Consider the following 12,234-nt stretch of genomic DNA (forward strand, 5'->3'; position numbering starts at 1 on the left):
AGGGCGGCGGCAACCCCGGCGGCGGCGCGAACCCGGGCGGCGGGGGTGCCCCGGGCGGTGGGGGCAACCCCGGCGGGGGCGGGAACCCCGGTGGGGGCGACGCCGGTGGCGGCGGGTCGAACCCTGGTGGCGGCAACGGTGGCGGGTCGAACCCTGGTGGCGGCAACGGTGGTGGCTCGAACCCCGGTGGCGGGAACGGTGGTGGCTCGAACCCCGGTGGCGGGAACGGTGGTGGCTCGAACCCCGGTGGCGGCACCGGCGGTGGCTCGAACCTGGGTGGCGGGAACGGGGGCGGCTCGAACCCCGGTGGCGGCAACGGCGTGGGGGGCACCGGCGGCGCCGCGAACCCTGGCGGCGGGAACGCAGGGGGCAACGGCGGGGGTAACGGCGGCGGCAACGGCCAGCCCGCCAAGCCGTAGCTGCCCCACCAGTCCTCGGCCGACGGTTCGCCCCACCCGGTCTCACCCCGTGCGGGCTGCGTTCCCACCGGCCGAGCCGGATCTTGGCGGCGAGATCTGAGGGCGTGGGTGCCGCGCAGCGGTCGGGACTGTCGCGGGGCGCCGGGTGCGCACGGCGGCTCGCAGTGAGCCAATGTGGCTGTTAATACGGCTGTCCGTGCGTGCTGTTGGCTCAGAGTGAGCCGTTGTGGCTGCTGATAGGGGTGTTCGTGCGTGCTGGCGGCTCGGGGAGAGCCGTTGTGGTTGCCGATGGTGGTTGTGCGCCGGACAGCGTGAGCGTGGCCGACGATCTCGGGCCCGCTCGCACCTCGAGCCCCGGACCGCGCGAGCCGGCCGGTCTCGGCATCGCTCGCACCGCGAACCCCCGCCTGCGCGAGCGCGCCCGACCATCCCGGGCTCGTTCGCACGACCAGCGCCAGACAGCGTGAGGGCGGCCGACGGTCTCGCGCCCGCTCGCACGACCAGCCCCAGACAGCGTGAGCGGCTCCGATGATCTCGGGCTCGCTCGCACCCCGGACCCCGGACCGTGCGAGACAGGCCCACGATCTCGGCCCCGCTCGCAGCCCCACCCCCGACAGCGCCCCGGCGGCGCCGGCCGGCGTCGCCACCACCCGAGCCCCGCCCCGCCACCGCGGCTCGGGCGCCACCGCCGGAGCGCCTACCATCGGGGGGTGGTCACCGAGCCCTCGCAGCCCGCCCCGCACGACCCGTTCGCCACCGTCGGCCTGACCTACGACGACGTGCTCCTGCTGCCGGGGGAGAGCGACGTGGTCCCCAGCGGCGCGATGACCCGGTCGCGGGTGTCCAAGCGGATCACCGTGGAGGTGCCGCTGCTGTCCAGCGCGATGGACACGGTCACCGAGTCGCGGATGGCCATCGCCATGGCGCGCCAGGGCGGGCTCGGCGTGCTGCACCGCAACCTGTCCGCCGAGGACCAGGCCCAGCAGGTCGACCTGGTCAAGCGCTCCGAGGCCGGCATGGTCAGCCACCCGGTGACCACGAGCCCGTCGGCGAGCCTGCAGCAGGTCGACGAGCTGTGCGGCCGCTACCGCGTGAGCGGGCTCCCCGTGGTCGACGACTCGGGCGTCCTGCTCGGCATCGTCACCAACCGCGACCTGCGCTTCGAGACCGACCCCACGCGTCGGGTCGACGAGGTCATGACGCGGATGCCGCTCGTCACCGCGCCGGTCGGCACCGACCCCGACCAGGCCATGGCCCTGCTCGCCCAGCACAAGATCGAGAAGCTGCCGCTCGTCGACGCCGACGGGCGCCTGCGCGGCCTCATCACGGTCAAGGACTTCACCAAGGCCGACAAGTACCCGCTGGCCACCAAGGACGAGGTCGGCCGGCTGCGCGTCGGCGCGGCGATCGGCATCTTCGAGGACGCGTGGAAGCGCGCGATGCTCCTCGTCGAGGCCGGGGTCGACCTGCTCGTCGTCGACATGGCCCACGGCCACAGCCGCGCGGTGCTGGAGATGATCGCCCGGCTCAAGGCCGAGCCGTCGGTCGCCCACGTCGACGTCGTGGGCGGCAACGTCGCCACCCGCGCGGCCGCCCAAGCTCTCGTCGAGGCCGGCGTCGACGGGGTCAAGGTCGGGGTCGGCCCGGGCTCGATCTGCACCACCCGCGTGGTCGCCGGCGTCGGCGTCCCGCAGGTCACCGCGATCTACGAGGCGGCGCAGGCGTGCGCCCCGGCGGGCGTGCCGGTGATCGGCGACGGCGGCCTGCAGTACTCCGGCGACATCGCCAAGGCGCTGGTCGCGGGCGCGGACACCGTCATGCTCGGCTCGCTGCTGGCCGGGTGCGAGGAGAGCCCCGGCGAGCTCGTCTTCGTCAACGGCAAGCAGTACAAGTCCTACCGCGGGATGGGCAGCCTCGGCGCCCAGCAGACCCGCGCCGGCGCCCGGTCCTTCTCCAAGGACCGCTACTTCCAGAACGACGTCGCCGTCGACGACGACTTCGTGCCCGAGGGCGTCGAGGGCCAGGTGCCCTACCGCGGCCCGCTCGGCGCCGTCGCCCACCAGCTCGTCGGCGGCCTGCGCCAGTCGATGTTCTACGTCGGGGCCGAGGACGTCGGGCAGCTCAAGGCGCGCGGCCGGTTCGTCCGGATCACGTCCGCGGGGCTCAAGGAGTCCCACCCGCACGACATCCGGATGACCAACGAGGCCCCGAACTACACCGTCCGCTGACGGCCCCGGGCCCGCCGGCCCCAGCGGCGGGACGACCGCGAGGACTGCCGGGGGTCGGCGGGGGGCCTGCGGCGGGGGAGGGGTGCCGGTCCGACCCTTGTCCGTCCCTGCGGTGTGGGGCAGGCTCGTGAGCCGTGCGCAGGCGCGCACCGGTGACGTCGTCGCACCGGGGAGGTCACCGCCACCCACGGAGGAGGCGCAGCGTGGCGTCCAACAGAGCAGTCGCGTACATCGGCCCCGGCACGGTCGAGGTCCAGGAGATCCCCTACCCCAAGCTCGAGCTGCAGGACGGCCCGGGTGTCAACCCGGCCAACGTCGGCCGGAAGTGCGAGCACGGGGTCATCCTCAAGGTCGTCACCACCAACATCTGCGGCAGCGACCAGCACATGGTGCGGGGCCGCACGACCGCCCCGGAGAACCTCGTGCTGGGCCACGAGATCACCGGCGAGGTGGTCGAGGTCGGCCGCGACGTGGAGTTCATCAAGCAGGGCGACCTGTGCTCCGTGCCGTTCAACATCGCCTGCGGTCGGTGCCGCAACTGCAAGGAGGGCAAGACCGGCATCTGCCTCAACGTCAACCCGGCGCGGCCCGGGGCCGCCTACGGCTACGTCGACATGGGCGGCTGGGTCGGCGGCCAGGCCGAGTACGTCATGGTCCCGTACGCGGACTGGAACCTGCTCTGGTTCCCGGACCGGGACCAGGCCCTGGAGAAGATCACCGACCTGACGATGCTGTCGGACATCTTCCCGACCGGCTTCCACGGCGCCGTCACCGCGGGCGTGAAGCCCGGCTCGACGGTCTACGTGGCAGGGGCGGGGCCGGTCGGCATCGCCGCCGCGGTCGGGGCGCAGCTGCTCGGGGCCTCCGTCGTCATCGTCGCGGACCTCGTGGAGTCGCGGCTGGCGCAGGCGCGCAGCATCGGTTGCGAGACCGTCGACGTGTCGAAGGGGTCGCCCCAGGACCAGATCGAGCAGGTCCTCGGCGTCCCCGAGGTCGACGCGGCCGTCGACGCGGTCGGCTTCGAGGCCCGGGGCCACGGCGCCGACGCCGGCACCGAGGCGCCGGCGACGGTGCTCAACTCGCTGATGGACGTCACCGCGGCGGGCGGCGCCATCGGCATCCCCGGCCTGTACGTCACCGGCGACCCGGGGGGCGTCGACGAGGCGGCCAAGGTCGGTGCCCTGTCCCTGAGCATGGGCACCGGCTGGGCCAAGTCGCTGTCGTTCACGACCGGGCAGTGCCCGGTGATGCGCTACAACCTCGGCCTCATGAAGGCGATCCTCGCCGACAGGGTGCAGATCGCGAAGGCGGTCAACGCGACGGTCATCCCGCTGGACGAGGCGCCGGCCGGCTACGCCGACTTTGACTCCGGGGCGGCCAAGAAGTACGTCATCGACCCCCACGGGATGGTCGCCTGACCCGGCACCGGGGCCGGCGGGGCGGTGCGGCCGCGTGTCTGCGGGCGCACCGCCCCGTCGGTAGGGTTCCGGCGTGAACGAGCTGGAGATCGGACGGGCCAAGCGCGGTCGACGGGCGTACTCGCTGGACGACGTCGCCGTCGTCCCCTCGCGCCGCACGCGCGACCCCGAGGACGTCTCGACCGCGTGGCAGATCGACGCCTACCGCTTCGAGCTCCCGCTGCTAGCCGCCCCGATGGACTCCGTCATGAGCCCGGCCACGGCCGTCGAGGTCGGCCGGCTCGGCGGGCTCGGCGTCCTCGACCTGGAGGGCGTGTGGACGCGGTACGACGACCCCGAGCCGCTGCTGGCCGAGATCGCCGAGCTCGACCCGGCCGCGGCCACCGTCCGGATGCAGGAGGTGTACGCCGAGCCGATCCGCCCCGAGCTGGTCCGTGACCGGCTCGCCGAGATCCGCGCTGCCGGCGTCACCGTCGCGGGGTCGCTGAGCCCGCAGCGCACCCAGGAGCTGTGGCAGACCGTCGCCAAGGCCGGCGTCGACCTGTTCGTCATCCGCGGCACCACCGTGTCCGCCGAGCACGTGTCGGCCCGCAGCGAGCCGCTCAACCTCAAGCGCTTCATCTACGAGCTCGACGTGCCCGTCATCGTCGGCGGCGCCGCGACGTACACCGCGGCGCTGCACCTCATGCGGACCGGTGCGGCGGGCGTGCTCGTCGGCTTCGGCGGCGGGGCCGCGCACACCACCCGCAAGACGATGGGTATCCACGCCCCGATGGCGACGGCCCTGGCGGACGTCGCCGGTGCCCGCCGGGACTACCTCGACGAGTCCGGCGGCCGCTACGTCCACGTCATCGCCGACGGCGGCATGGGCCTGTCCGGCGCGGTCGTCAACGCCGTGGCCTGCGGCGCGGACGCGGTCATGCTCGGCGCGGCGCTCGCCCGCGCCGAGGAGGCCCCCGGCCGCGGCTGGCACTGGGGCTCCGAGGCCCACCACGCCGTGCTGCCCCGCGGCGAGCGGGTGCACGTCGGCACGGTGGCACCGCTGCAGGAGATCCTCCTCGGACCGGGTCGCAGCGCGGACGGCACGACGAACATGTTCGGCGCGCTCCGCCGGGCCATGGCGACGACCGGCTACCTCGACGTCAAGGAGTTCCAGCGCGTCGAGATGGTCGTCTCGCCCTACCGCCCGGCCTGAGGGCGGCGGCGCCCGGCGGCGAGGGCGGCCTCCGGCGGGACCTGGGCGGGCACCGGCCGCGCCCGGCCCGACGTCGCCCAGCCGAAGGTGTGCTGGACCGCGCGGCCCCAGTCCTCGTAGTCGCCCTGGCGCCGGTCCGAGCCCTCGGCGGGCAGCCAGCGTCCCGCCCGGTGCCAGTTGCGGCGCAGCCCCTGCAGGTCCGGCCAGTATCCGACGGCGAGCCCCGCGGCGTACGCGGCGCCCAGCGACACGGTCTCGCTGACCATCGGGCGCACGACCGGCACGCCGAGGACGTCGGCGACGGTCTGCATGAGCAGGTTGTTGCTCGTCATGCCGCCGTCGACCTTGAGCGCGGTGAGCGCCACGCCGGAGTCGGCGTCCATCGCGTCGACGACGTCGCGGGTCTGCCACGCCGTCGCCTCCAGCACAGCCCGGGCCAGGTGGCCCTTGGTGATGTACGAGGTCAGCCCGACGACCACGCCGCGGGCCTCGGGGCGCCAGTGCGGGGCGAACAGCCCCGAGAACGCCGGCACGATGAAGCAGCCGCCGGCGTCGGACACCGTGAGGGCGAGCGTCTCGATCTCGGGGGCGCTGGAGATCAGGCCCAGGTTGTCGCGGAACCACTGCACGAGGGACCCGGTGACGGCGATCGCGCCCTCCAGCGCGTACTGCACCGGCTCGTCGCCGAGCTTGTAGGCGACCGTCGACAGCATCCCGTGAGTGGAGCGCGGCAGCTCGGAGCCGGTGTGCAGCAGCACGAAGCTGCCGGTGCCGTAGGTGCACTTGGCCTCGCCGGGGGAGAAGCACGTCTGCCCGAACAGCGCGGCCTGCTGGTCGCCCATCGCCGCGGCGATCCGCACCCCGGGCACGACGGTCGTCGTCTCGCCGTACACCTCGCTGGAGGAGCGGATCTGCGGCAGCAGCGCCATCGGCACGCCCATCGCCGCGCAGACCTCCGGCGACCACTCCAGCGAGCGCAGGTCCATGAGCATCGTCCGGCTGGCGTTGGTGACGTCGGTGACGTGGATGCCGCCGTCCGGCCCGCCGGTGAGGTTCCACACCAGCCAGGTCTCCATGGTCCCGAACAGCACGTCGCCGCGCTCGGCCCGCTCCCGCAGCGACGGGTCCTGCTCGAGCAGCCACGCGATCTTGGGACCGGAGAAGTAGGTGAGCAGCGGCAGGCCGCAGACGTCGGCGAACCGGTCCACCCCGACGTCGCCGGCCAGGCGCTCGATGACCTGCTGGGTGCGCACGTCCTGCCAGACGACCGCGGGGGCGACGGGCTCCCCGGTCCGCCGGTCCCACAGCACCGTGGTCTCGCGCTGGTTGGCGATCCCGAGGGCGACGACCTGGTCCGCGGTGGCGCCGACGTCGGCCAGCGCCTCCGGCAGGACCCGGCCGACGTTGCGCCAGATCTCCGCGGCGTCGTGCTCGACCCAGCCCGGCCGGCGGTAGTGCTGGCGGTGCTCGCGCTGGGCCACCGAGGCGAGCCGGCCTGCGGCGTCGAAGAGGATGCAGCGGGTCGACGTAGTGCCCTGGTCGATCGCGGCGACGTACCGCTCGGCGACGCTCACGCGGCGAAGTCCCGCGACATCGTCCGGGCGACCGCGCGCACCTGGGTGACGAACCGGGTGCGCACCTGGCCGCGCCCGTCGCACAGCCGCTCGACGTCGCCGCTCACCTCGACCGCGGCCACGACGATGCCGCCGCGGCCCCGGACCGGTGCGGCGACCGCTGCCTGGCCGAGGACGAGCTCCTCGACCTCGGTGGCCGTGCCGTCGCGGCGCACCGCCTCCAGGTGCCGGGTGATGGCGCCCGGCTCGGTGACGGTGCGGTGGGTCCGCAGCTCCTGGTGCCGGGACAGCACCTGCGCCTGCGCCGACGGGTCGAAGGCCAGGAGCACCTTGCCCATGGCGCTGGCGTGCACCGGCAGGCGCAGCCCCGTGCGCATGTCCTGCTCGCTGTCGTCGGGGCGGAAGACGTGGTGGACGACCTCGACCTCGAGGCCGCGCAGCACCCCGACGTGCACCTGCTCGCCGGCCCGCGACGCCAGGGTGTCCGCCCAGTTGAGCGTGAGCGACCGGACGGTGCTGGCGTCGAGGGCGTGGCCGCCGAGCGCGGTGAGCCGGTCGCCGACCTCGTAGCGGCCGGTGGTGGCGTCCTGGCCGAGGAAGCCGACGTCGACGAGGGTGCGGAGGATGCCGTGCGTGGTGCCCTTGGCCAGGCCGAGCGCGGCCGACACCTCCAGCAGCGTGAGCCCGCGGGGACCGGCCGAGACGACGCGCAGGACGGCCGCCGCCCGCTCGATCGACTGGATCGTCCCCGCCACGTCCGCAGGCTAGGCCCGGCGGGGGCCCGGCGGGCCAGGTCGGCGATGCCGACCTCGACGGGGTCGACGATGCCGACCGTGCGTGGGTCGCCGATGCCGACCGGTGACCGTTGTGCGGCCCGGCGGGCCTCCATAGCGTCCTGGGCGGACAGGGGCGCCGAGCGGGCGCCCGACAGGCCCCCGTCGACGACGACGGGCACGGAGCAAGGGAGCTCTCGATGGACGGCACGCTCGGCACGGTGTTCGTGTCAGAACTGGTGGGGACCACGTTCCTGCTGCTGCTCGGCTGCGGGGTGGTGGCCAACGTCGCCCTCGCCCGCACCAAGGGGGAGGCCGGCGGCTTCCTGCTCGTCAACTTCGGCTGGGGCCTGGCGGTGTTCGCCGGGGTCTACGCCGGCTACAAGTCCGGGGCGCACCTCAACCCGGCGGTCACCCTCGGCCTGCTGGCGAACGGGGTCGAGGAGTACGGCCCCGACATCCCCGTGACGGTCGGCACCACGCTCGTCTACATCGTCGCCCAGCTCCTCGGCGGCATCCTCGGCGCGACGCTGTGCTGGCTCGCCTACCGCCAGCACTTCGACGCGACCGACGACGCCGGCTCGCAGCTGGCCGTGTTCTCCACGGCGCCGGCGATCCGCCACCCGGTGTGGAACGTGGTGACCGAGGTCATCGGCACCTTCGTCCTCGTGTTCGTCATCATCATGTTCGGCAACACCCCGTCGGAGGTGGGGCCGCTCGCGGTGGCCCTGCTGGTCGTCGGCATCGGCGCCTCGCTCGGCGGGCCCACCGGCTACGCCATTAACCCCGCCCGCGACCTCGGCCCGCGCATCGCCCACGCGCTGCTCCCGATGCGCGGCAAGGGGCCCAGCGACTGGGGCTATGCCTGGGTCCCGGTCGTCGGCCCCGTCATCGGCGGCGTCCTCGCGGGGCTGGCGGCGGCCGCCTACGCCTGAGCCGACCGCCCGCGGGCCGGGGACCGGCACGAGCACGACCAGCACCACCACCAGGACCAGCACCGTCAGCACGCACCCACGATGGAGAGGGACAGACCAATGGCAGATTTCGTCGGCGCAGTCGACCAGGGGACCACGAGCTCACGCTTCATGATCTTCGACCACGAGGGCAACGAGCGCGGCAAGTACCAGCTCGAGCACGAGCAGATCCTCCCGCAGGCGGGCTGGGTGGAGCACAACCCCGTGGAGATCTGGGAGCGCACCAGCTCGGTCATCAAGACCGCCCTGGGCCGGGCGGGGCTGCAGAGCAGCGACCTCGCCGCCCTCGGCATCACCAACCAGCGCGAGACCGCCGTGGTGTGGGACCGGACGACCGGCCGCCCGTACTACAACGCCATCGTCTGGCAGGACACCCGCACCGACCGGATCGCCAGCAAGCTCGACCGCGAGGGCAAGGGCGACGTCATCCGGCGCAAGGCCGGCATCCCGCCCGCCACGTACTTCTCGGCCGGCAAGGTGCAGTGGATCCTCGAGAACGTCGACGGGGTCCGGGCCGCGGCCGAGCGCGGCGACGCGGTCTTCGGCAACACCGACTCGTGGCTGCTGTGGAACCTCACGGGCGGGACCGACGGGGGCGTCCACGTCACCGACCCCACCAACGCCTCGCGCACCATGCTCATGGACCTGGAGACGCTGGACTGGGACGACGAGCTCCTGTCGTTCTTCGACATCCCCCGCCAGATGCTGCCGGAGATCAAGCCCTCGTCCTGCCCGACGGGCTACGGCACCACCCTGCGCACCGGCCCCCTGGCGGGCGAGGTGCTGCTCACCGGCGACCTGGGCGACCAGCAGGCCGCCATGGTCGGGCAGGTCTGCCTGGCCCCCGGCGAGGCCAAGAACACCTACGGCACCGGCAACTTCATGCTCCTCAACACCGGCGAGGAGCTGGTGCGGTCGGAGTCCGGGCTGCTCACGACCGTCTGCTACCAGTTCGGCGACGCGAAGCCGGTGTACGCCCTGGAGGGGTCGATCGCCGTCACCGGGTCCGCCGTGCAGTGGCTGCGGGACCAGCTGGGCATCATCTCCGGCGCCGCGCAGTCCGAGGCGCTGGCCCGGCAGGTGCCCGACTCCGGCGGCGTGTACTTCGTGCCGGCCTTCTCCGGGCTCTTCGCGCCGTACTGGCGCTCCGACGCGCGCGGCGCGATCGTCGGTCTGTCGCGGTTCAACACCAACGCCCACCTGGCGCGGGCCACCCTCGAGGCCATCTGCTACCAGTCCAAGGACGTCGTCGACGCGATGGAGAAGGACTCGGGCGTGCACCTGGAGGTCCTCAAGGTCGACGGCGGCGTGACCGCCAACGACCTCTGCATGCAGATCCAGGCCGACGTGCTCGGCGTCGAGGTGTCCAAGCCCGTCGTGGCCGAGACGACCGCCCTCGGCGCCGCCTACGCCGCGGGCCTGGCGGTCGGGTTCTGGAAGGACACCGACGAGCTGCGCCAGAACTGGAACGAGGACCGGCGCTGGAGCCCCGCCTGGGACGACACCCAGCGCTCCGAGGGCCACGCGCAGTGGAAGAAGGCCGTCGACCGCACCCTGGACTGGGTGGACGTCGAGTGACGCGCACCGCCTGAGCAGCACCGCCCGACCGCACCGCCGGTCCCACGCCCCGGCCGGCCGGGCGCGACCCCCCGCGGGCCGCGCCCGGCCGACCGGGCGGACAATGGACGAACCTCCCACCGCACCTGGAGACGCGCATGACGACCACGACCCCGCCCCCCGTCGAGATGATCGGCCGCGAGCTGTCGCACCGCGGCCGGCTCGGGCCCGCCGACCGCGAGCACGCCCTCGCGGCGGTCCAGCAGGACGAGCTGGACGTGGTGGTGGTCGGCGGCGGCGTCGTCGGCACCGGTGCCGCGCTCGACGCGGCCACCCGCGGCCTGACCGTCGCGCTCATCGAGGCCCGCGACTTCGCCTCGGGCACGTCCAGCCGCTCGAGCAAGCTCGTCCACGGCGGGCTGCGCTACCTGGAGATGCTCGACTTCGCCCTGGTGCGGGAGGCGCTGCGGGAGCGCGGTCTCATCCTCACCCGGCTCGCCCCGCACCTGTGCCGGCCGGTGCCGTTCCTCTACCCGCTGCAGCACCGGGTGTGGGAGCGGGCGTACATCGGCTCCGGGATCATGCTGTACGACCTGATGAGCCTGGGCGGCGGGCACTCCACCGGCGTCCCGTTCCACAAGCACCTCACCCGCAAGCAGGTGCTCCGCCAGGTCCCGTCGCTCAAGAAGGACGCGATGGTCGGGGCGATCCAGTACTACGACGCCCAGATCGACGACGCCCGGCACACCATGGGCCTGGCCCGCACGGCCGCCGCGTACGGCGCCCACGTCATCAGCCGCACCCGCGTCACCGGCTTCCTCCGCGAGGGCGAGCGCGTCGTCGGCGTCGTGGCCGAGGACCTGGAGACCGGCCAGGAGGTGCACGTCCGGGCCAAGCAGGTCATCAACGCCACCGGCGTGTGGACCGACGACACCCAGGAGATGGTGGGCGGCCGCGGGCAGTTCAAGGTCCGCGCCAGCAAGGGCATGCACCTGGTCGTGCCCAAGGACCGGATCCAGTCCGCCACCGGGATGATCCTGCGGACCGAGAAGTCCGTCCTCTTCGTCATCCCGTGGGGCCGGCACTGGATCATCGGCACCACCGACACCGACTGGACCCTCGACAAGGCCCACCCCGCCGCGTCGAGCAAGGACATCCAGTACCTGCTCGACCACGTCAACGCCGTGCTCGAGCGGCCGCTGACGCACGAGGACGTCGAGGGCGTCTACGCCGGGCTCCGCCCGCTGCTGAGCGGGGAGTCCGACTCCACGTCCAAGCTGTCGCGCGAGCACGTCGTGGGCCACCCCGTGCCGGGCCTGGTCGTGGTCGCCGGCGGGAAGTACACGACCTACCGAGTGATGGCGCGCGACGCCGTCGACGAGGCCGTGCGCTCGCTGCCGTTCCGGGTGCCCGACTCGTGCACGGAGAAGATCCCCATGGTGGGCGCCAGCGGCTGGGAGGCGGCCTGGAACTCCCGCGTCCGCACCGCCGAGCGCTCGGGCCTGCACGTGGCGCGGGTCGAGCACCTGCTGCGCCGCTACGGCACCGACACCGACGACGTCGTGGCGATCGTCGCCGGCGACGCCTCGCTGGGGGAGCCGCTGCCCGGGGCCGAGGACCACCTGCGCGCCGAGGTCGTCTACGCCTGCTCGCACGAGGGCGCGCGCCACCTCGAGGACGTCCTGGCACGCCGGACCCGGATCTCCATCGAGACCTTCGACCGGGGGGTCGGCGCCGCCCGCCCCGCCGCCGAGCTCATGGCCACGGTGCTCGGCTGGGGCCCGGACCAGGTCGACCGCGAGGTGGAGAACTACCTCGCCCGGGTCGCCGCCGAGCGGGAGAGCCAGGAGCAGCCCGACGACGAGACCGCCGACGCGGTGCGCCTCGGCGCCCCCGAGGTCGTGCCGATCCGCTGAGCGGGCGTGGCGCGCCCCGCCCGGGCGGGATGCCCGGGCAGACGTCCGGGGGACCGGGGCGGGGCGCGCGTACGGTGACGGGCATGCGCACCGCCACCGCGCCCGACGTCGCCGTCGCCGCCGACGGCCGGGGACCCGTCCCGTCCCCCGCCGGCCCCGTGGTGCCGGAAGACGGATCGT

Annotated in this window: 8 protein-coding genes; 6 read left to right on the top strand and 2 right to left on the bottom strand. The window is 73.8% G+C overall.

Features of this window, described 5'->3' with window-relative positions; translation table 11 throughout:
• The first annotated feature begins 1,129 nt into the window (after nt 1-1,129).
• The 3 genes from guaB to WCS02_RS11740 all read left to right on the top strand — a co-directional run bounded on the left by guaB (nt 1,130) and on the right by WCS02_RS11740 (nt 5,260).
• Nucleotides 1,130-2,647: an IMP dehydrogenase gene (guaB, locus tag WCS02_RS11730; RefSeq protein WP_340293287.1), complete on the top strand. Its 1,518-nt coding sequence runs from the start codon at nt 1,130-1,132 to the stop codon at nt 2,645-2,647.
• A gap of 203 nt (nt 2,648-2,850) precedes the next feature.
• On the top strand, nt 2,851-4,065 hold the full coding sequence (gene fdhA / locus WCS02_RS11735) for a formaldehyde dehydrogenase, glutathione-independent (protein ID WP_340293289.1): 1,215 nt from the start codon (nt 2,851-2,853) through the stop codon (nt 4,063-4,065).
• Nucleotides 4,066-4,138: 73 nt separating this feature from the next.
• Nucleotides 4,139-5,260, top strand: a complete 1,122-nt coding sequence (locus tag WCS02_RS11740; RefSeq protein ID WP_340293291.1) for a GuaB3 family IMP dehydrogenase-related protein — start codon at nt 4,139-4,141, stop codon at nt 5,258-5,260.
• On the opposite strand, the gene glpK (WCS02_RS11745) is transcribed toward WCS02_RS11740, so the two are convergent.
• Nucleotides 5,245-6,834 (bottom strand): glycerol kinase GlpK, encoded by a 1,590-nt coding sequence (gene glpK, locus WCS02_RS11745; protein ID WP_340293293.1) that lies wholly within the window; start codon nt 6,832-6,834, stop codon nt 5,245-5,247. The genes WCS02_RS11740 and glpK (WCS02_RS11745) overlap by 16 nt on opposite strands.
• Nucleotides 6,831-7,589, bottom strand: coding sequence for an IclR family transcriptional regulator (locus WCS02_RS11750; RefSeq protein WP_340293295.1), 759 nt, complete (start codon nt 7,587-7,589; stop codon nt 6,831-6,833). The genes glpK (WCS02_RS11745) and WCS02_RS11750 overlap by 4 nt, the downstream gene beginning before the upstream one ends.
• A gap of 218 nt (nt 7,590-7,807) precedes the next feature.
• Here WCS02_RS11750 and WCS02_RS11755 point away from each other — a divergent pair, with 218 nt between their 5' ends.
• From WCS02_RS11755 to WCS02_RS11765, 3 genes are all read left to right on the top strand, one after another.
• Entirely contained in the window at nt 7,808-8,542 is a 735-nt protein-coding gene (locus WCS02_RS11755; RefSeq protein WP_340293297.1) for an MIP/aquaporin family protein, read from the top strand.
• A 99-nt stretch (nt 8,543-8,641) separates the two neighbouring features.
• Complete coding sequence (gene glpK, locus WCS02_RS11760) at nt 8,642-10,159, top strand: glycerol kinase GlpK (protein WP_340293299.1); 1,518 nt, start codon at nt 8,642-8,644, stop codon at nt 10,157-10,159.
• Between the two features lie 137 nt (nt 10,160-10,296).
• Nucleotides 10,297-12,054, top strand: coding sequence for a glycerol-3-phosphate dehydrogenase/oxidase (locus WCS02_RS11765; protein ID WP_340293301.1), 1,758 nt, complete (start codon nt 10,297-10,299; stop codon nt 12,052-12,054).
• Nucleotides 12,055-12,234: the final 180 nt, after the last annotated feature.

It is taken from the genome of Aquipuribacter hungaricus (assembly GCF_037860755.1).
Taxonomy (GTDB): Bacteria; Actinomycetota; Actinomycetes; order Actinomycetales; family JBBAYJ01; genus Aquipuribacter; species Aquipuribacter hungaricus.